The following is a 19,711-nucleotide window of genomic DNA, read 5'->3' as shown; positions in this document are numbered from 1 at the left end:
ATGGCAGTTTTTATTCCAAGTGTTAAGCCGGAAGAGTTTAATAACAGCTATGGAGAAATGAAAGTATACGAAGCGTTGAGATCGTTGGATGATCAGTATACAGTGTTTTATTCACTTAGCTGGGTGGGAATAAATGAGAAGAGATCTGTGGGAGAAGCAGATTTTGTTATTGCGCATCCGCAAAAAGGGATATTTGTAATAGAAGTTAAATCTGGAGAAATCGAATACAAAAAGGGTGATTGGATACAGACAAACACAAAAAGTGGAGTTTCAAAAGTGATACACCCGTATGATCAGGCCAGGAAGAGTCAATTTGAGTTGTTGGATAGATTGTCTTCTTCAATAAGTGATTTCAGATTGCCGATGATGTGTTATGGAGTATGGTTTCCGTCAGTCGATATAAAACCTAATGCTCCGCTTCCACCAGAATCTCCAATAGAAGTTACACTTGATAGAACTAGCTTGGACAATCCAATTAAGGCAATAGAAAAGGCATATTCATATTGGGCCACCAAGTATCGTCAGGTTACGCTTGATCAAGCGCAGTTTCAGAAGGTCATAAATGTGTTGTGCCCACATTTTCATGTTGTTCCTAAGCTGAAGACTAAGATAGAAGAATTGGAAGATACATACATTCAGCTGACTAAACAACAAGTCTCCCTATTGGATTTTCTGGAGGAACAAAAAACAGCTGTAATACATGGGCTTGCAGGTACAGGCAAAACGGTTATCGCAGTGGAAAAAGCAAAAAGACTTGCTGCTCAAGGTCAGCAGGTGCTATTTCTTTGCTATAACAGTTTTTTACGGGATTCATTAAAGAATAATAATAGTATTCCAAATGTTACTTTTCATAATGCTCATTCCCTGGCTTTTGAAATAATGGGATCTTCAGATGCACCTATGAACCGTGTTTTAGAGGAATTTGAGGAGTACTTAGAGGAAGTATTTGATGAAGATAGTTGGGAGTATTCGAATATAATTGTTGATGAGGGGCAGGATCTTGATGATAGGCTCCTTAGCAGATTATATGAGCTGGTAAAGAATAAAAAGGGATGTATATATGTGTTTTACGATAAGAACCAGTTTATCATGAAGAATAAGCTTCCCAAATGGATAGAAGAGGCTGATTGTAAGCTAGTACTTCATAAGAATTGCAGAAATACCGCTGAGGTATTTAAAACATCGTGCAGTATTATGGGACTGGATGAAGTCTCTTATAATGATGTGCATGGTGAAACACCATCCATCAACTTCTATACTACTGAAAAGGAATTAAATGGAATAGTGGAGAGCTTTCTTAAGAGAATAACGGAAGAAGGCTTGACGGCTTCAGATGTTGTTATTCTTACGGCGACTACAGAAGATAATTCCTGGGTAGACGTTAATAAGAAATATGCTGGAGTAGAACTTACATCTACTGCAGAGCCTGGCAAGATATTGTTTACTACAATTAGGAAGTTCAAGGGGCTCGAGGCTGAGGCGATATTGATAGTTGATGCATCAATGCTTGCACTACAGAATCCTGAGAATAGAAGATTATTATATACCGGTTCATCACGGGCAAAGAATTTGCTGAATATTGCAATGTTGGAAGATGTTGAGACAAGCGCCTATGGAGATTATTTGAGAAGTATTGCGCCTAATCGTAATGTCCCCAAGAATAAAAAAGGACTAAAACGGTTGTTAAATGTAACAGTATAATTATGGGGGTTATGTCCGTTGAAGGAAGGAGTTTGGGGAATGGGTATTTTTGATGGGTTTAAGCGTAAAAAAATGACGCAGGATATAATGAGTCGTCCCGAGATTCAAGAGATGAAACGTCAAACAGCAGAAGATAACAGAGAGATAGAATTCCTTCAAAATGCGGATCGTCAGTATGAAACCGACAACGATATAGAGAAGCGCATAGCAGCTTATGAATCCATTCTGAAAAAAGGAACCAGATGGAATAGTTTCAATTTCCATTTATCTCTTGTATCAATGTATGTAAAAACAGAAAGAAATAATGAGGCGTGGGGACATCTTAATTTTATTTCTATGCAGTTTCCGGGGGAATATGAGACTCAGAAAATTCGCCATGAGCAATTTAAGATATTAAAGAAAGAGAAGAATTACCTAAATGCGCTTAGAACACTGTCTGTTTATCATGTCCTTTATACGAATACCCCTAAAGGATCTATTTTTGATGTTGAGAAGTTTATAAAAGAGGGAAAAACTACGGCAAAGGGTTTGGGATTGAGTGATGATCAGTTTAGGGCTCTGGCCAACAGGCTTAATTATTCTGCACATAAGTATCCTAATAAGGAAAAAGATGTAATCGCTATTTATGACAGTTTTGCCAAGGAGCAGGGACTTGTCTAAATTATGGATTTATCAATTTTAGCTCAATTTGCACTCAATGACAAATTCAAAAAAGTACGCTCCAAATTAAAAAGACAGCCGTTTGGCTCTGTTAGGGGATTTTATCTAGAATAGATCCCAGGCTCTCGACTGTCTGTGGATACTATATCAGATAATGGATGTTTTGAACAGCTCATATAAGAGACTTTTAGGTGAAGATCATTATGAATTCAAAAAGAATCTATACTTCTATCAGCATAGCCCTCTTTTTCCTGGTGATATCTCTGGGTGTTTTTATCATGCCCGTCATTGCATCGTCTGATTCCCCTACTCAAGAATTTACAATTGGAGTGCCAATAGACAGGTGTCCTATGTTTTACATTGACAGCGATTCCGGTGAAATCGTAGGAATCGGAGTAGATCTCATGAAATCAGCCGCTAAGGAAGCTGGTTTTGAGGTCGTATTCAAGGCCATAAGTGAACCTAATCTTAAAGAAGCTCTTGATAATACTGAGTATGACTTGGTTATGCCCTTTGGCAGTGCTGTTACAAGCGCATCTGGGGACGCAACCATCGTATCAGAAAATCTCATACAAACCCCATTTACCATTGTCAATACTGGTAAACAGTCTATTTCTGACATAAGTGCCACTAGAATCGGAATGTTAAAATCACAGGGCGGGGTCGCAGAAACTGTAAAACAGTTATACCCTGGAATAACGATAATCCTTTACGATTCCATGGCTGACTGCATTAAGGCGCTTAGAAAAAACGAAGTAGATGCACTTTTGCATAACTCATATACTTGGAGCTATGTGCTTCAAAAACCATCCTATAAGGATCTTAAAGTACAGCCTTCTGCCATGTTTTCAATGGATTTTCGTGCCGGCACTCTTGATACCGCAGAGGGAAGAAAACGCATTGAACTTATAAATGAAGGAATTACAGCTATTCCTGAAACCAAAAAGCAGGCTATAGCCCTTGATTACACTACTAGAGATCTATATGTGTACTCTTTCTGGGATTACCTGTATCAATATAAGTATTTCCTTATTGTCGGGACTATTCTTTTTATTGCGCTTGTTATTATGCTTGTCTTAAGACAGAAATCATATTTCGAAGAACAGAAGGAAAAGATGCGACTAATGGAGGATATCGATCCTCTCACCGGCGTACTTAGTCACAATGGTTTCAGGAAAAAGGTTGAGGAACTCCTTATCAATAACCCAGATACGGCATATACGATATCGTATAACAACATAAAGGACTTCAAGTTTATCAACGACAGCTTTGGATGGAAAGTGGGAGATGAGCTGCTAAAGTTCTGGACAGAGAGAAGTCTTGAAATTCTTACGGATAAAGAGGCCATTGGAAGGTATGATGGAGACCACTTTGTAATTCTTCGCTGCATGGGTGGCAATGAGCAGATTCTTCAGGATGAAAAATATGTTCTAGCCCCTGTCCGTAATTACTTAAAAGATCGCGGCAAAGACTTCATTGTAAGGTTCTGCACCGGCATATATGTTCTTATGCCGGATGACTATAAGGATATAAACGTAGATAAGATGCTCGACTATGCCCGTATTGCCGAGAGAAAAGTAAGAGAAACCAAGAAAGAAGGATTTGAGTTTTATAATCCAACGCAGTGGGACAGAGGTAAGCAAAGCGCAGGAATAGTAAGCCGTCTTCCTGCAGCTGTTGAGTCAGGGGAAATACAGGTATGGTATCAGCCACAGGTAAACTATAAGACAGGAAAGATAACAGGTGCAGAGGCTCTTTGCCGGTGGAACAGTAAAAAGAATGGGAATATTTCTCCTGGAGAATTTATTCCTATTCTTGAGGAGGCAGGGCTCATCTACGATCTTGATTGTCATGTGTGGGACACTGTATGCAAAGACTTAAGACGTTGGAATGAACAGGGTAGAGATATTTGTGTGTCTGTAAACCTTTCAAGACAAGATATTGTAAAGAACCCCGATGTGGCAGAGCATTTTAATACTTTAAAAGAGTTCTATAACCTGTCGCCAAAGCAGCTTCGTATTGAGATAACGGAAAGCGCATATGTTGAGAACTCAGATGTCATCATAAAGACCACCACTAAGCTTCGTGAGGCTGGCTTTGAAGTTGAGATGGACGATTTCGGTAGCGGATACTCATCACTAAATATGTTAAAAGAAGTAGTTTTAGATCGAATTAAGCTTGATCTTCGATTCATCACAGGCTCTGGAGATCAAAAGATGGGGCGGACGATACTTAGCTACATGGTTCAGATGCTCCAAGCTATTGGAACCTCCCTCATTGCAGAGGGTGTGGAGACGTTGGAACAGGCAGATTTCCTCGGAAGCCTTGGATGTGAGGAAATGCAGGGGTATTACTTCTACAAGCCCATGCCGGTAGATGAGTTTGAGAAACTTGATGGATTTGAAAAGAAATCAGATTTGAAATAATGTACGAATGGCTTAACAGGCAAAAGTAAAAAAGGTGCCCTAACATAGAGTTTAGGGCACCTTTTTTGTGATGGCCATAGGAAGATGACAAACTCTTTAGCACTGATAATGATAGGATAGAGGCTGAAAGCAAGAAAGGGCTTTAGGGATATTTAGGGATATTTACGCCGTCAAAAACGCAAAAATCTATTGAAAAAGAGCCCTATTTTGTTATAATAAAGTCAACAGGAGCTCCCACACCTCTCACTGAAGTGTCCAATGGGAGCACATTTTTATTTTAGGGGTAAATATGCAGCTTAAGAAGTCTAAGACGTATAAAGAACAGGTTGAGATACTTAAGAAAAAAGGCCTGGTTGTCGGAAATGATGGCGACGTTGTTAATTTTCTCAATCATGTAAATTATTACAGATTCTCTGGATATTTCCTTCCATTTATTTCCCAGTCAGATAAAAAGTTTCATGACAAGACGAGTTTTGAGAAGCTCAAGAACATATATTATTTTGATTCTGAGCTCAGAAAACTGCTTATGGGAACAATCGACGAGGTGGAAATATACCTTAAGTCACAGATATCTTATTATCATTCACAGAAGTATGGGGCTGAAGGATATACAGATGGGGTGAATTACAATGCAAAGCATAATCATAGCGCATTTATGCAGCGAGTTGCGGCATGTATAGCAGAGAATCAGAGAACACTTGTTGTAAAACACCACATGAATAACTATGGTGGGCATTTTCCTATATGGGTACTTATAGAGTATTTTTCGATAGGCATGTTGTCCTATTTTTACCGAGATCTGCCAAACAATGATAAGGCGGCTATCGCAAAAGATACATATGGTGTAAACTATCAGGTCCTTGATAGCTGGTTTAGATGTATCACAGATTTAAGAAATAAATGTGCTCATTATTCAAGACTTTACTATTGGATATTTACAGCATTACCAAGAATGCCTCAAGGAGAGACCTATATCCCGACTCGAAGGCTATTTGCTCAATTATATATGCTGAAGCTAATGTATCCGGATCAGAAGAGGTGGAATGATAACTTTGTAAAACCTCTGTCAAAGCTTATGAGAAAGTATAAAGACGACATAGATAAGGCGCATATTGATTTTCCTTATAAGTGGAAATCAATGCTGACGTATAAATAGGGGATAATCAAACTAGACCCGCAAAATGATTGCCCCTCAAAAACTTTGAATACCCTTTTTTAAACGGAGGCTTGCTGTAATAGCAGGCTTCTTTTTTGTTATGAACATATCCCCAATAAGGGTAATACCGCTTTTAAGCTACTACCCCGAAAAAGGGAACTGAGGCATTATTTTATTATGAAATACTGTTAATAATGGGCGAGGGATATGATTTCATACGACAGATTTTGGAAATATATACAAGAGAATAACATAACGCAATGGCGATAATCATTCCAACTGTTTGGATAATACTAATGGGGCACTCAATTCGAAAAGACCAATAATACACCCGGTAAATATCTTTATGTATTCCGAGATAGACGGTAATGGTGATCTAAAGGTTAAGAAGCCTCTGTCTAAGGCGGGAGACAAGGTTGTACTTGAGACTTTAATGGATGTGCGTCTAGGCATAGCTGCTTGCAGTGTATCAGAGAGTGAATGCAATAGTGGAAAATGCACGGCTGTTAAGATTATAGTTGAATAATTGTATTGTAGGATATATAGCTATGAATAATATAAAACTTATCCCATTACAGGATAGCGACAGAGAACAATTTATATTGGACAATCAGGAAGCTTTTAACTACGGAGCACTGGAAGAGTTCGGGCTTCGGGATAATCATTTTGAAGAAAATGATCAGATTATTTCCCGAGAGACAATAGAGAAATCGATTGATGGCGGCGAAGCATACAGGATTGTTGAGGACGGCAGGAGTGTCGGAGGAGTAATAATAAAGGTGGAAGGCAACAAGGGGGATCTTGATATTCTTTTTGTTACGCCTAAAGGTCATAGCAAGGGAATCGGATATGCCGCCTGGTGCGAGGTTGAGAAACTGCATCCTGAGGTCAAAATTTGGGAGACTGTTACACCGTACTTTGAGAAAAGGAATATTCATTTCTATGTGAATCGATGCGGATTCCATATAGTAGAGTTTTATAACAGTCATCACCCGGATCCGAATGATCTCGAGATGGCAGAGCAAATAGATGAGCAGTTCCCTGAGGGAATGTTCAGGTTTGAGAAGAGACTATAACTTTCAGTTAAATGTATCAAGGATGAGGATTACGATCACGGAAAAGTAACAAACTTCCAGGTGGGTTCATATGCAACCGAAGTGTAATTATTTTCGCCTTCTCTTAGAAGGTTTTATTACTTCTAAGAAAAGGCTTTTTGCATCAGAATTAGATAAATGATCAGTATTGAAGGATTTCTTCGCAAATACTATGGATTTCTTCTGTGAAAATAGTATCTTTAGGCCAAATGAAAGTGAAATCATGCTTTATTTTGAAATCATCAAGTGATAATACCTTCAGAGACCCTGAATTCAACTCAGATGTAACGGCTGCTTTGTATAAAAAGGTTATACCACAGTCCCTTTTTACAAGACTAATTATTGCATGCATGTTTTCAACCTGTATAAAGTGGATGAAGTTGCTTGTGGAGTAATTGTTCAAAGCTAAAGATCTTTCCAAAATATTACGTGTTCCTGACCCGGGTTCTCTTATCAATATTCGTTCAGAAAATAGATCTTTTAATTTCCTTGGCTTTTTGCCGAAAAAGTGGTTGGATGAGCAAACGGGGACAAATTCTTCCCGGCTAAATAGTAAGGTTTCATAGTCGTTTTCAGGATAATATCCTTCTATAAGCGCAAAATCTATAATACCATCTTGTAGCTTTCCGAGAAGCTCTGATGTGTTTCCGAAAAGAATCTTGATATCAAAATCGGGATGATTCTTAATGTAATTGCTGATGGGGGCTGCAATTACATATTCGCCGATGGTCATTGTAACGCCAAAAGAGATTTCTTTAATTCTATGGTCTTTTTGGGTAAGCCTTTCTTTGAGTCTTATATCATCGTTTTTAATCTGATTCATTTTTTTATAAAGAAGTTTTCCGCTGTCAGTTATCAACAGTTTTTTACCTTCTTGAGAAAACAGTTTTACTCCATATTCATTCTCGAGATAATGAATATGCTGAGAAACAGCGGGCTGAGTGATGTTGAGCACTTTTGCAGCCTTGGTAAAATTGAGGTATTTGCAAACACAAAGAAAGGTATCAATTCTAAAATCCAGCATTTTCAATCTCCACAACGATAAGAAATATTTATGATTAGATAATAATATATAATTTTAACTTTTTCAACGAAGGGCATAGAATAAGACCTGAAACAATAAGAAAAAGGAAAGAGGTATAATGATGGATTTTCTTAAAAAGAATTATCTGGGAATTTTTGTTTGCCTGGCTATAGCAGTTCCTTCCTGGATCTTAGGGAAAAGATTCCCTGTTATAGGTGGTGCGGTAATTGCAATTATTATTGGTATGATCATCACATTATTTTGGAATGATAAAGGAAAAGCATCTGCCGGAATCAGGTTTACGTCAAAGATGATATTACAGGCCGCTGTTGTGCTACTTGGATTCGGTATGAACCTTTCGGTTGTCCTTGATACAGGAAAACAGTCGCTTCCAATAATAATATGTACAATTTCAACTTCGCTAGGTATTGCATGGATCCTTCATAAAGTAATGAATATAAAGGGAAATACAGCAACGCTTATCGGCGTTGGTTCTTCGATATGTGGAGGTTCTGCAATAGCTGCAACCGCACCGGTTATAGATGCCGATGACGATGAAGTGGCGCAAGCGATTTCTGTAATTTTTTTCTTTAATGTACTTGCAGCACTTTTATTTCCATCATTAGGGAAAATAATCGGATTTGATATTACGACAGGCGACGCATTCGGAATATTTGCCGGAACTGCAGTTAATGATACATCATCTGTAACTGCAGCTGCATCAACATGGGACAGTATGTGGAATCTGGGAAGTCAGACTTTGGATAAGGCTGTTACAGTGAAACTGACCAGAACGCTGGCTATCATACCAATTACGCTTGTTCTTGCTTATCAGAGGGCGCGGGAAGCAAAAAAGACAGGAACATCTACCAGTGGATTTAGTTTCAGAAGAGCATTTCCAATGTTCATAGTGTTTTTTGTACTTGCTTCTATCATAACAACCTTCTGCCTCAGCATAGGTATCTCTTCTGATGTGTTTAATCCACTTAAAGAACTTAGCAAATTTTTTATCATTATGGCTATGGCGGCAATTGGGCTGAACAGTAATGTGATTAAACTTATAAAATCAGGAGGAAAGCCCATCATACTTGGAGGATGTTGCTGGATCGGTATAACGCTGGTTAGTCTCATATTACAGCATGTGATGGGAATTTGGTGATGTGATAAAGCAGTAAAGGTCTTTGTAGAGAATAACAGTGCGTTATCTCTGAAGATAATGAAATACTGTGGAATGCTCAAGCGGCATTATCCACAGTATTTTTATTTGAATTATTATCTTTTGATCCAAAGGTAATGAAAAACAGCATCATGAAGATGAGTCCAAAACCTATGGCATCGTATACGGTAAAAACACTTTTTAAAACGAATGTTGAAATAAGAGCAGCCGTTATGGGTTCAGCAAAACTATAAAGAATTGCCTTTTGTGGTCCGATCTTTGATACTCCGCTTATGTATAGGGTAAAGGCACAGATATTACCGATTATGACAACAAAGAGTATTCCCAATATTCCCATAAGATTTGGAACGTAATGAATGTTCCATGTTCTAAAAGCTATCCCTAAAAGGATGCCACCAAGTAAAAATGACCATCCCTGAGCAACTATGACTGGAACGTTATCAGTAACCTTTGGGGCTAGCACATTGTAGATCATTACACAGAATGCGCTGCCGATACCTGCTGCAAGAGCTGGAAGAGGCAATGAAATATGCCCAAAATCACCATGCGTTGTTAATAGGAAAACTCCAGATATGGCTAAACCAATTGATATGATTTCAAATGATTTTGGTAATCTCCTAGCAGTTACACATGTAAAGGCCAGGATAAATATCGGTGCAAGGTCTTGCAGTATTGTTCCCATTGCTGCGTTTGAAAGTTCTATCGTAAGAAAATAAAGGAACTGGCAGGTACTTACTCCGGCTATTCCGTATATCAGCATCCATTTTGCCTGCTCGGCATTTTTCCAAGGCTTAAATACAGTGTCCTTATGTTTTATGAGGCAATATATGAGGATGAGGATGCCTGCGAGACCAAGTCTTATAGGTACAAGCCATCTGCTATCCATCTGTTGTACCGTAAACAGGTATTGCCCCATTGATCCGGACAATCCCCAGCATGATGCCCCAAGCAGCGTATATATAATTCCCTTTATGTTATTTTTCATCGAATTGCTACTCCTAACAGAAGAAATATATAACACATTCGGAGACTGTTTTCAATTCTGCTTCGCGAAATAGTTATTCATAGCAAATTCAAAATGTTCTTCAAATTTCTGAATGGCTTCTTTTGAAATCTCTGAGTCTGGTTCCATCATATCAAAAGCATGATACATTCCCTCATAAACATCAACGCTGGCTTCAACTCCAGCGTTTTTTAGGTTGCTGATAAATGTAAGAGTTTCATCATAAAATGGTTCTGCTGTTCCAACAAAGGTATAAGCTGGCGGGAGGTTAGAGTAATTTGTCTGCCTTGCCGGAGCAGCGTAGGGTGGAACATTGGATTTATCCATGCCTCTCAGATACATAGCCCATGCCTGGTGATTACGCCTTGTATTCCAGACTTTTGCATGATTATTTCTGGAGCTGTCGGTGTCATGATTATCTATCATGGGGTATAGTGGCATCTGATATGCTATGCCGACATCTTTGGTATCCCTGGCTTTCATGCATATGGCAGCACAGAGACCACCTCCGGCACTTTCTCCACCGACCATGATCTGATCATCCCTTATCCCAAGCTCATAAACATGTTCCTTCAGATAGAGAAGGGCTGCATAACAGTCATCAAAACCTGCAGGGAACGGGTGTAATACAGAAAGTCTGTAACCAACCGAGATAACAACTGCTCCATATTCTTTTACAAGGCTCTCAGCACGTCCGACATAAACCATTTCTTTAATGCCAGTAGCGTATCCTCCACCATGGATCCAGAGGATTCCGGGGGAATTTCCGGTGTGACCTTTTCTTTTCAATATAAGTATGGGTATCTTGTGGCCATTGGCATCGATGAGCCGCTTTTCAGCTGATACACCTTTATCCGGCCAGAATCTGAATGATCTCATTTGTTTTTCTCCATTAATAATGTAAGAGGTTAAGCATATTTTATCCAAATATAGCACATGGCAGCAATGACTATTTATCCCTGATGCAGCCTGTATTTGAGTGGTGGCAAATTTATGGGACTTGTCAAATGTTATAACAGTGTTATAAGGGGAAAGTATGCCTGGCATAAAGACATCACAGGAGGTGATCTGGACAATTGTTCAGGAGGGATTCACTGAATCCGGTATGAAAAACAACTACCGTAGAATCCTTTGAATAGTCTATGCCTACATATTGTCGGACAAAAAGCCTTTTTTGTTATCACCGGTCATTTCTTCCATACTTATATAGAGGGCTTATATAGTGTTCTAAATTATAGAAAAGCAGCGATTATACCTGGTTCTACGGAGCCAGGTATTTTTTTGCCCTCTGAGGAGGTGGTGAGAAATATGGATGCATGAATCATGTGCTTAAGGAAGAAGAGGACAGAAAAGTTTACCACCCTAGAATTTCTTCCAACACCCCACAAATCATAGGGTGGTTAAGTATGCCTAGGGGTATTACATTATAGTACGAGGAGATTTTAATATGAGTGATAGCAATAACAACAGGAGCAGATCCAAGTATAAAAAGCAGGAAAACTCTTCAAAGAATCTTGCACTTGTAAATGCCAATGTTCATAATTACCTGAATGTGATCCAGACTGAAAAGCATAAATCAAATCCTGAAATGGCCGAGATCCTTGATGTGGAGATAAAGTACTACGAGACTATTAAGAGGAATGGCGGACCACTTGACTATGACAGACTATATGCGCTTTATGAAAAGCTGAGAGTCAATCCGCTGAAACTATTGATGGATGACCCAAACGCACCGCTCTTTCTGGATGAGGGTACTGGAGATAAGCCATACTTCGAGATGTTGGAGGGGCTGATCTCTGCTCTTAAGAGGATCGAGGATGAGGATGAACATGCCGACAAGATAATTGGCACCTACGACCGGTTTGGAAAGTATCTTAAGGAACATTTCAGAAAAAGAATAGATGACAGATCCGAGGAACAGGGAAGTGAAGAGGACTGATTTAGTTAAGAGTTTTTGTAGTATCGAAAGTATTTAGCTAGAGTATTAAGTCAAAATTGAACCGGAGAGAACAAGAAGAAATACTCTTGTACTCTCTGGTTTTTTATTAGGGGGGATTGTAACAATTGTTTTCTTGTTTATAGTAGGGAGGAACTAAAAAATGATGCACAGATTAACGGCTCACCAGCTTGCCATTGAGATTTGCAGAAAGGAGAAACTTGAATATTTTTCGGTCCTGATGCTGGCGAAAATGCTGCTGGAACGATACTGCTATGCTTACGGGACACCGACAGATATGAGTCCGGAGGAGATAAAGAAGAACAAGCAGGAGATACGAAGGAAATATATAAACATCATAACGAAGAAAGGGCGATTTAAAAATGCCGATTATGGGGACTTTATCTGGGAAGTTGTAAAGGCACCATGGTTTAAGGAAAAATCAGAGATGATCCTCGATGAGATAGAAAAACTTCTAGATGGGGATATTTCAAAGGGCGATTATGATTATGAAAAGGATAAGGATCGTGAGGGGAAACGGCTTCGTATCATCCTTAAAGAAAGATTTCTACGTGGAAAGAATAATATAAAATCAGAGGAGACGATAGGCACAATGATCGGGGTGTGCCGGGCCACTGTTTTCCGCAAAGAACCGGATGCTATCGTGCTTTTTGGAGCTCTTATGTGGAGCTATGCTATGCGAAGGGAACTGGAAGATATTGGTGCGGGAATAATTTCTTCAGAAGTTGAAGAAGATGAGCCAGCTGATATCAGTATTTTAGCAATGCAGCCTGTAACAGAATAAGTGTGATATAAGAACAGCTATGGAGAAGTCTGTAGCTGTTTTTTGATGCGACAAAGATGAGACCGGGATGCGACTGGAATGAGACTGAGATGCGACAAAAGCTAGACTGGGATTGGACAAGATTGCGACAAAGTTTAGATTCAATTTAGATTTGGATGAGACTGAAATAGCCTGTTTCTATGGTAATATGCTCACTGTTAAAAAACGAAGGAGGTAAAAGAATTGTTGGGAAGAGTATTTAACAGCATTTGCGGTCCTCCATGAACGAGTTTCTTCTATATATAAGTACTTACTTTTGGAAAGGGAATTATCATGGATAAGCTGTATGGAAGAACTGTCGGGGAACGGATAAGGTTGCTTAGGGAAAGTGCTGGAATCCGGCAGGAAGATTTAGCTAAAGACTTTAAACTTGCGAACGCAGGAGTGGTTTCGTTTTATGAGAATGACAGAAGACCGCTTCCTACGGATATAGTCGTTGCTTACTCAAATAAGTTTGATGTAACGACAGACTGGATTCTAAAAGGGAATGCAAGTTAGAGGTATGCTTTGACACTATACAAATCTTATAAGTTTTATACAGATTGTAAAATGACCTTTGCTACCGTAGGACTTACAATTAATAAGGTAGAAAAAAGTTCTGCGGTTTCAAAGGGGGAGACGCAATGAGAGCAAGAAAGAAGACAACTATTCTCGATGACTACAAGATGGCAAACGATGAAAAAAGAGTAAGGATAATCCTTGATAATTATCCTGGCTTTATGACATTTGTAAATGCTTATGAATTTGGTCTTGTTGATACCATAAAGGCAGAGCGTTTATACAACAGACGTGCTGCTATCGGAGATACAGGCGTCAGAGTCCAGACCTCTAACATCGGTAATCCTACTTCCAGTGAAGGCGATGAGGATAAGCTGGTGAGGGAGGCAGTAAGAGCTGGGGATTATATCACTGCACTTCGAGGAGCTGACAGGTATGAAAAGCATAAGTGGGAAATACTTACGCTTAAAGATATGCGTGAAACATATGCGCTTGTAGACAAACAGATCGGGACACTTGAAGATGAGAAAGAACTTTTCAGAAGGTATCTCAGGCATGAATTCAATCTTGCGACCATTGCCGGCTCTGAGGGAGTCACTGTTGAAGCTATGAAGAAGAGATTTAAAAATGCAAGAAATGATGTTATAGATAATACTCTCTTCTGGCTTGAGATGAAGCGGCCCTACTTATATTTGGATCAAAAAGGAGCTTAAGGTAATGAATAATCAGTTGGAAATGGCAAAGAAAACCCGTAGTACTGTGAAACGCTTATATACATATGAAGAGATATCACAGCTGATAGCCGGGGATAAAAGAACAATAAGGAAGATGGCAGAAGCCTGTGGAGCATATCATTACATTAACAGAGCCACAGTGTATATAGATTATCCTACACTGGAAGAATTTATTCTGACACATAACAGGAATCGATAACGTAAGAACCGGACTTGGGAGATTCAGATTAGTTCTTGCGACTGCGCTAGAATAGAGTCATAATAATATTGTGCTGAAGTGCTTTTCATGAATTCAAGCCAAGTCTAATTTCATAAACGTCTTAAGCTTTTGCAGAAAGGAATCATATGGGCAATGACATTGCTACTGTAAAAGATACTAAAGCAAAGGCAACAAGACTGATGCGACTCAAAGAAGCTTCGGAGTATTTTAAGGTGGGCAGAGCAACTATGAAAAAGTTGGCAGAAGCCTGCGGAGCTTATTATCCACATAGCAAGACGCTTGTTTTTGTGGATCCGGAACTTGTAGAGGAGTATTTACGAACCGCGAAAAAACGGTAGTTATGGAGGAAGCATGGCAGAATCAAGAAAAGACTTAAAGGGTAACACCCTCTTCCGTGGAGAGCATCAGAGAAAATCAGACAAGCGTTATATGTATATCTACACAGATCCTATTGGAAGGAAAAAATACATATATGCTGATAATTTATTAGAACTCAGACGGAAAGAGGACAAACTAAAAAGGGATCAGCTGGATGGACTTGATATCTATGCCGCTGGCCTAGCAACCATCAATTCAACATATGACAGATACATTTCAACAAGGATCGACCTGAAGGATTCAACCCAGAGCAATTACGAATATACTTACGAGCACTATATCAGGGATGATTTCGGGAAAAAGAAAATTGTTGATGTGAAGTATTCCGATGTGTTGCAGTTCTACACCTTTTTGCATACGGAAAGACATCTTTCATTTTCTACTATTGAATCAGTAGATGGACTTTTACATCCGACATTCGAGTTGGCTGTAAGGGATGATATAATAAGAAAGAACCCGACCGATGGTGCAAAGAGAGAACTTGCGAAGAGACTTCCAAAATCGGAGACGGAGAGACAGGCACTTACTCCTGAGCAACAGAAAGCCTTCATGGAATATGTAGCCATGAGTCCGGTGTATTATCACTGGTGGCCGCTCTTTACAGTACTCTTTGGAACCGGGATGCGAATTGGTGAGCTGACAGGCCTTCGATGGCAGGACATTGACCTGAAGGAGGGATGGATAGATGTAAATCATACACTGTCGTACTACCCTCAGAAAGGCTCCCGCTCATCAAAGCTCAGGATCTCGACACCAAAGACCAGAGCAGGTTGCAGAATCATTCCCATGATGGATACAGTAAAGGATGCATTCCAGTTTGAGAAGGAAAATCAACTTGCAGGCAAGGGCTACAATCAGACGGTGGTGGACGGATATTCCGGATTCATCTTCCAGAATAAGTATGGCTCAGTTGTGAGCGCTCCCTCAGTCAACAAAGCAATCAAGAGAATCTATAATGACTACAATCATGAGGAAGAGCTTGATGCCATCAGGGAAGACAGAGATCCAATAATACTTCCGCATTTTACATGCCACTATTGTAGACGAACATTTGCTACAAGGCTCTGCGAGGTGGAAGACAATCCTAAAGTGATCCAGGCGGTGATGGGGCACAAACAGATTTCAACAACTTATGAAATCTATGCTGATTCATCAGATCGGAGAAACAAAGAATCGATAATGAAGCTTGCAGCAAAGCTTAATGGCGTTTTCTAAATGGTACTCCGAAAAGAAATTTTCTGACAAACCAGAATTGACAAAACAACATTTTGACAAACGAGCATTTTTAGTCAAAGGAAAAGCGTAAAAGGTATCAGAAAGTATACGCTGAAATAAGTACGAAAAACCGTGACTGATATAGCCTTTGACAAACAGCTGACAAATTTAAGGGGAAGTCAAATGTCCGCAGATGTTCTCAAATGCGGAACCCCAAAAGCACAGTGATGAGGATAGATGCTCGCCAATGTTCTCAAATGTTCACAGATGCTTAAGCGGTCGGAAAAATCCCGACGCTCAAGAGCTCTAAGTGAACCAAGGGGAATCGAGATACCATGGAGAGGTAAAAACGTCCAAATAAATCCAAACGTGCCTTAAAAGTACTACGATTTCTTTGGAGCTCAACGGCCTTCTACGGCGTTCAGTACCGAGATTGCACCTGGCGGACTTCCGCTCTATTCGCTTATTGGAGTCATTTAGTGTTGTCAAAATGTGGCAAAAAATGATTCAGATTCATGAGGAACAGTTGATCATGAGAAGATAATACCGGTTATCTTGCCTGACTCCAGAAGCAATAAATAAATCTAACTATATAAGGACATATACATTTTTCAAATGAAAAGAAGAATGTGTATGTCCTTTTTATATTCTTCTTTTCTTACACATCTTGGCCACCAAAGAAGGAGGCTTAAAGATGAATCGACCAAAACCACCACCAGTTGATCTAGACAAATATTGTGAAGGCAGATCCAGGAACTTTGTTTCCTATCAGGACGGAGCCAGGATGTACGGAATGAGTTATTGGGGCTTCGTAAGGTTGTGCCAGGAAATTGAAGCTAACATCCCACTGCGAAAAACTTCAATAGTAGATACGGAGATTGTTGATGCATACATAGAATCTCTGGCAGATGAAAACACAGAAAAGAAGGAGAAAGTCGATATGGCAAGAAAGAAATATGAAGATCTGGAAGATCTTATCAAATTAGGGAAAAAGAAATATGTCCGTATAGCAGAAGGAGCTGAGCTTTATTCAGTTGGACTCCATACCTTTGAGTCATGGGGAAAGGATGCAGGAGCTATAAGGAAAGTCAAAGGAGTTGTTCTTGTAAACACAGAGAAGATTGATAGATTTATCGAATCATTTGCGGAGGATTGATCATGAGTAAAGTAATTGCAGTAGCTAATCAGAAAGGCGGAGTTGGTAAAACAGTAACTAGCGTAAATCTTGGTATTGGACTTGCAAGGGAAGGAAAGAAAGTCCTGATGATAGATTCAGATCCTCAGGGGTCCCTTACTATCAGTCTTGGATGTGTAGAACCAGACAATCTTGATTATTCCCTGGCTAATGCACTTATCAATATCATCAACGAAGATCCAGTGGATGTGACTAAAGGGATCATTCATCACGAAGAGGGCGTTGATATAATGCCGGGTAACATTGAACTTTCGAGTCTTGAGATCACATTAACAGGTGTGATCAGCAGAGAAACAATCCTTAGAGAATACGTTGATAAAGCCAGAGAGCTATATGACTACATAATAATAGACTGCATGCCATCTCTTGGAATGATGACTATAAATGCTCTGGCTTGTGCTGATTCAGTGCTTATACCGGTGCAGGCAGCTTATCTTCCTGTAAAGGGCCTGCAACAGCTGATCAAGACCATAGGAAGAGTCAAGAAGCAGCTTAATCCTAAGCTCGAGATTGAAGGAAGTCCAAGTTCCTGAAGCTTAACAACATGCATCTTGAATATGTCATGGATTGCATGAAGAACAATACTACAAAGGTCAGGAATATAAAGAATTATTTGTTATCAGCACTGTTTAACGCACCAACAACCATGGGAAGCTATTATCAGTCAGAAGTAAGCCATGATTTGGCTTGCGGAGCAATTTAAGAAGGGAGAATCACATTATGCTAGCTATAATTTTACTGCCACTTGGAATAATACTTGGAATAGCAAAGGTCCTTATAACCAGGCTTGATCTGCTCAATTCGCTTATGGCAGGTGCGGTGCCAATCTTTCTGACCCGTAATATGGGCCTAGATGAAAAGACATCTTGGATTATATTTGGCGTTGCTGCCCTTGTGGCCTTTATCCTCCAACATATGTTTAAGATTGGGAAAATCCTGCTTGGTATCTGGGGCTGTGTGGCTGTAGGGATTCTCTGCTATCTCTTCAGGGATAGCAGCCCATACACCACACGAATAATTACTGCAGGCGTAGGAATGGTTATAGCAGTAGTTATGAACTTTGGATTTTGGATGCTGGAGGACTAATACGGCATCCTATCCGAAACAAAAAGCAGTGGAACCAGGGTCACTTTAAGTATTACAGGGCTTTATGGATATTCTATCTTTGTTTTCACTATGACAAAATTAAAGGGACGGGATTTGTACCTATTTTTGTATCTGATTGCTTAAAATGGATTACTAACACTGCTACTGGGCGTTTTGTTTATGCATCTTTCCTGCAATTATTGCAGATGCAATGGAGAAGATATATAAGGCTGCCAGAATTCCTATTGCCATTCTCATTCCCAGATGCTCTGCGTTAAAGCCTGTAAGGGCAGTAAAAACAACACCTCCGATACCTGTTGCTGTAGTGATCATTCCAGTGGCAAGAGCAGAGTTTTTACCTGAGAAAGGAAGCATCATGTTAAGGACACAGGGATAAATAGCGCCGCTGGCAAATCCCAGAGGAATGCACAGGATAAATACGATAAGGCTGTTGTCCATAAGGGACAGAATCACGGTTATTATAGGGATTGCTATAAGAGCAGTCATGAGGATGATTCTGGCTCTTTTTGCAAAGTAACCCACAAATACTCTTGAGGGGATCATCATTGCCCAGAATACTGAAAGGGCATAGCGGCCAAGGACTGAATCCAAAACGTCTGCAAACAGCGTTTCGATAAAGTATGCAAAGCCGTTTTCAAAGCCTACATAGATGCACATGATAACGCAAAGGAGCAGGATTCCGATAAGAACAAATTCTGTTCCCTTTTTTATTGATTCGTTCATGCTGCCTTCAACTGCGACAAATTCTCTTTTTTCGTTGCCGGAGGCCATAATTCCTGCAAAGGAGATGAGACTTCCCACTGCCAGAATTCCAAAAAGGACTTTCCAGGAGAGCCCTTTGTTTAGATAGTATTCAACCACAAGGGGAGCAATCAGGGCTCCTAAGGCATACATGGAAGTCATGAAGCCAATTTTTTTACTGCCGCTTATGGGATAGGTATCTGCAAGGGCAGCTATGGTTATGAACTGAAGTGCGCTTGTAGTGAGCCCTAAGAAGAATACGCCGATTACAAATGCACTTTGTATGTTGAGCAAAAGAATTCCTATAGAAGCAAGTAGCTGAATTATCAGCAGTATCCTTATGCACTTGGTTTTTACGTTTGCATCTGCCCATGCTCCGAGAAGAAGAGGAGCAAGCATTGTTGCAAAGAGTTCCGTGGCAGCAAAAAGACCTTTGGAGGTTTCGGAAAGGTCATAGTTCTGGCCTATGCTTCGAAGGCTCGCCTGATAACCTCCTGCCTCAAAACCGTTGATGAAGATGATGAGGAAGAGGATAATCCATAGGAAATCGAATTTTTCAGCCTTACCGTTATTGTTCATAGACCCTCCTGGGCGGGGGTTTT

The 19,711-nt window shown here is 39.8% G+C and carries 19 protein-coding genes and 3 pseudogenes; 18 read left to right on the top strand and 4 right to left on the bottom strand.

Going from position 1 to position 19,711, the window contains the following annotated elements; genetic code table 11:
- From G590_RS18990 to G590_RS0109185, 6 genes and pseudogenes are all read left to right on the top strand, one after another.
- Entirely contained in the window at positions 1-1,701 is a 1,701-nt protein-coding gene (locus tag G590_RS18990) for a nuclease-related domain-containing DEAD/DEAH box helicase (protein WP_022765376.1), read from the top strand.
- Positions 1,702-1,719: 18 nt separating this feature from the next.
- Positions 1,720-2,361: a hypothetical protein gene (locus G590_RS0109205; protein WP_155828742.1), complete on the top strand. Its 642-nt coding sequence runs from the start codon at positions 1,720-1,722 to the stop codon at positions 2,359-2,361.
- Between the two features lie 203 nt (positions 2,362-2,564).
- Positions 2,565-4,787, top strand: coding sequence for an EAL domain-containing protein (locus G590_RS0109200; protein ID WP_026494050.1), 2,223 nt, complete (start codon positions 2,565-2,567; stop codon positions 4,785-4,787).
- A gap of 289 nt (positions 4,788-5,076) precedes the next feature.
- Positions 5,077-5,943, top strand: coding sequence for an Abi family protein (locus G590_RS0109195; protein ID WP_022765373.1), 867 nt, complete (start codon positions 5,077-5,079; stop codon positions 5,941-5,943).
- 277 nt (positions 5,944-6,220) lie between these two features.
- Positions 6,221-6,469, top strand: a pseudogene (locus tag G590_RS21910) (DUF1989 domain-containing protein); the annotation flags it as partial.
- A gap of 22 nt (positions 6,470-6,491) precedes the next feature.
- Entirely contained in the window at positions 6,492-7,019 is a 528-nt protein-coding gene (locus G590_RS0109185) for a GNAT family N-acetyltransferase (RefSeq protein ID WP_022765371.1), read from the top strand.
- Positions 7,020-7,179: 160 nt separating this feature from the next.
- Here the strand turns inward: G590_RS0109185 and G590_RS0109180 are convergent, their stop codons facing one another.
- A complete protein-coding gene (locus G590_RS0109180) occupies positions 7,180-8,061 on the bottom strand; it encodes a LysR substrate-binding domain-containing protein (RefSeq protein WP_022765370.1) in 882 nt (293 codons plus the stop codon).
- A gap of 121 nt (positions 8,062-8,182) precedes the next feature.
- On the opposite strand from G590_RS0109180, the gene G590_RS0109175 reads away from it, so the two are divergent.
- On the top strand, positions 8,183-9,220 hold the full coding sequence (locus G590_RS0109175; RefSeq protein WP_022765369.1) for a YeiH family protein: 1,038 nt from the start codon (positions 8,183-8,185) through the stop codon (positions 9,218-9,220).
- A gap of 76 nt (positions 9,221-9,296) precedes the next feature.
- Here the strand turns inward: G590_RS0109175 and G590_RS0109170 are convergent, their stop codons facing one another.
- Together G590_RS0109170 and G590_RS18980 are read right to left on the bottom strand one after the other, a co-directional pair.
- Positions 9,297-10,223 carry a DMT family transporter gene (locus tag G590_RS0109170; RefSeq protein WP_022765368.1) on the bottom strand — a complete coding sequence of 309 codons (927 nt, stop codon included), beginning with the start codon at positions 10,221-10,223 and terminating at the stop codon, positions 9,297-9,299.
- A gap of 51 nt (positions 10,224-10,274) precedes the next feature.
- Positions 10,275-11,120 carry an alpha/beta hydrolase gene (locus tag G590_RS18980; RefSeq protein ID WP_022765367.1) on the bottom strand — a complete coding sequence of 282 codons (846 nt, stop codon included), beginning with the start codon at positions 11,118-11,120 and terminating at the stop codon, positions 10,275-10,277.
- Between the two features lie 568 nt (positions 11,121-11,688).
- On the opposite strand from G590_RS18980, the gene G590_RS0109155 reads away from it, so the two are divergent.
- The 11 genes and pseudogenes from G590_RS0109155 to G590_RS0109100 all read left to right on the top strand — a co-directional run bounded on the left by G590_RS0109155 (position 11,689) and on the right by G590_RS0109100 (position 18,347).
- Positions 11,689-12,180 (top strand): hypothetical protein, encoded by a 492-nt coding sequence (locus tag G590_RS0109155; protein ID WP_022765365.1) that lies wholly within the window; start codon positions 11,689-11,691, stop codon positions 12,178-12,180.
- Positions 12,181-12,340: 160 nt separating this feature from the next.
- A complete protein-coding gene (locus G590_RS0109150) occupies positions 12,341-12,982 on the top strand; it encodes a hypothetical protein (RefSeq protein ID WP_022765364.1) in 642 nt (213 codons plus the stop codon).
- Between the two features lie 312 nt (positions 12,983-13,294).
- Positions 13,295-13,519, top strand: coding sequence for a helix-turn-helix domain-containing protein (locus G590_RS0109145; protein ID WP_022765363.1), 225 nt, complete (start codon positions 13,295-13,297; stop codon positions 13,517-13,519).
- A 125-nt stretch (positions 13,520-13,644) separates the two neighbouring features.
- Complete coding sequence (locus G590_RS0109140; protein ID WP_022765362.1) at positions 13,645-14,232, top strand: hypothetical protein; 588 nt, start codon at positions 13,645-13,647, stop codon at positions 14,230-14,232.
- Between the two features lie 4 nt (positions 14,233-14,236).
- Positions 14,237-14,452 (top strand): hypothetical protein, encoded by a 216-nt coding sequence (locus G590_RS0109135; RefSeq protein WP_022765361.1) that lies wholly within the window; start codon positions 14,237-14,239, stop codon positions 14,450-14,452.
- A gap of 146 nt (positions 14,453-14,598) precedes the next feature.
- Positions 14,599-14,811: a DUF6462 family protein gene (locus G590_RS0109130; RefSeq protein WP_022765360.1), complete on the top strand. Its 213-nt coding sequence runs from the start codon at positions 14,599-14,601 to the stop codon at positions 14,809-14,811.
- 13 nt (positions 14,812-14,824) lie between these two features.
- Positions 14,825-16,066: a tyrosine-type recombinase/integrase gene (locus tag G590_RS0109125; protein ID WP_022765359.1), complete on the top strand. Its 1,242-nt coding sequence runs from the start codon at positions 14,825-14,827 to the stop codon at positions 16,064-16,066.
- Between the two features lie 694 nt (positions 16,067-16,760).
- Positions 16,761-17,222 carry a DUF6462 family protein gene (locus G590_RS21660; protein WP_242829767.1) on the top strand — a complete coding sequence of 154 codons (462 nt, stop codon included), beginning with the start codon at positions 16,761-16,763 and terminating at the stop codon, positions 17,220-17,222.
- A 2-nt stretch (positions 17,223-17,224) separates the two neighbouring features.
- Positions 17,225-17,779: pseudogene (locus G590_RS18970) on the top strand (ParA family protein); the annotation flags it as partial.
- Positions 17,779-17,964: pseudogene (locus G590_RS21320) on the top strand (DUF6017 domain-containing protein); the annotation flags it as partial. The pseudogenes G590_RS18970 and G590_RS21320, both read left to right, overlap by 1 nt.
- A gap of 17 nt (positions 17,965-17,981) precedes the next feature.
- Complete coding sequence (locus G590_RS0109100) at positions 17,982-18,347, top strand: hypothetical protein (RefSeq protein ID WP_022765356.1); 366 nt, start codon at positions 17,982-17,984, stop codon at positions 18,345-18,347.
- A gap of 162 nt (positions 18,348-18,509) precedes the next feature.
- Here G590_RS0109100 and G590_RS0109095 read toward each other — a convergent pair whose 3' ends face one another.
- The gene (locus G590_RS0109095; RefSeq protein WP_022765355.1) at positions 18,510-19,688 is read right to left on the bottom strand and encodes an MFS transporter; all 1,179 of its coding nucleotides are present in this window, start codon (positions 19,686-19,688) and stop codon (positions 18,510-18,512) included.
- Between the last annotated feature and the right edge of the window lie 23 nt (positions 19,689-19,711).

Source organism: Butyrivibrio sp. XPD2006, assembly GCF_000420865.1.
Taxonomy (GTDB): domain Bacteria; phylum Bacillota; class Clostridia; order Lachnospirales; family Lachnospiraceae; genus Butyrivibrio.
Note: the sequence above shows the minus strand (reverse complement) of the source record. Positions and strands in the feature narration are given on the sequence as shown.

Coding starts and splice junctions, on each gene's coding strand:
- G590_RS18990 (WP_022765376.1), top strand. CDS start 1: ATGGCAGTTTTTATTCCAAGTGTTAAGCCGGAAGAGTTTAATAACAGC.
- G590_RS0109200 (WP_026494050.1), top strand. CDS start 2,565: ATGAATTCAAAAAGAATCTATACTTCTATCAGCATAGCCCTCTTTTTC.
- G590_RS0109195 (WP_022765373.1), top strand. CDS start 5,077: ATGCAGCTTAAGAAGTCTAAGACGTATAAAGAACAGGTTGAGATACTT.
- G590_RS0109185 (WP_022765371.1), top strand. CDS start 6,492: ATGAATAATATAAAACTTATCCCATTACAGGATAGCGACAGAGAACAA.
- G590_RS0109180 (WP_022765370.1), bottom strand. CDS start 8,061: ATGCTGGATTTTAGAATTGATACCTTTCTTTGTGTTTGCAAATACCTC.
- G590_RS0109175 (WP_022765369.1), top strand. CDS start 8,183: ATGGATTTTCTTAAAAAGAATTATCTGGGAATTTTTGTTTGCCTGGCT.
- G590_RS0109170 (WP_022765368.1), bottom strand. CDS start 10,223: ATGAAAAATAACATAAAGGGAATTATATATACGCTGCTTGGGGCATCA.
- G590_RS18980 (WP_022765367.1), bottom strand. CDS start 11,120: ATGAGATCATTCAGATTCTGGCCGGATAAAGGTGTATCAGCTGAAAAG.
- G590_RS0109155 (WP_022765365.1), top strand. CDS start 11,689: ATGAGTGATAGCAATAACAACAGGAGCAGATCCAAGTATAAAAAGCAG.
- G590_RS0109150 (WP_022765364.1), top strand. CDS start 12,341: ATGATGCACAGATTAACGGCTCACCAGCTTGCCATTGAGATTTGCAGA.
- G590_RS0109145 (WP_022765363.1), top strand. CDS start 13,295: ATGGATAAGCTGTATGGAAGAACTGTCGGGGAACGGATAAGGTTGCTT.
- G590_RS0109140 (WP_022765362.1), top strand. CDS start 13,645: ATGAGAGCAAGAAAGAAGACAACTATTCTCGATGACTACAAGATGGCA.
- G590_RS0109135 (WP_022765361.1), top strand. CDS start 14,237: ATGAATAATCAGTTGGAAATGGCAAAGAAAACCCGTAGTACTGTGAAA.
- G590_RS0109130 (WP_022765360.1), top strand. CDS start 14,599: ATGGGCAATGACATTGCTACTGTAAAAGATACTAAAGCAAAGGCAACA.
- G590_RS0109125 (WP_022765359.1), top strand. CDS start 14,825: ATGGCAGAATCAAGAAAAGACTTAAAGGGTAACACCCTCTTCCGTGGA.
- G590_RS21660 (WP_242829767.1), top strand. CDS start 16,761: ATGAATCGACCAAAACCACCACCAGTTGATCTAGACAAATATTGTGAA.
- G590_RS0109100 (WP_022765356.1), top strand. CDS start 17,982: ATGCTAGCTATAATTTTACTGCCACTTGGAATAATACTTGGAATAGCA.
- G590_RS0109095 (WP_022765355.1), bottom strand. CDS start 19,688: ATGAACAATAACGGTAAGGCTGAAAAATTCGATTTCCTATGGATTATC.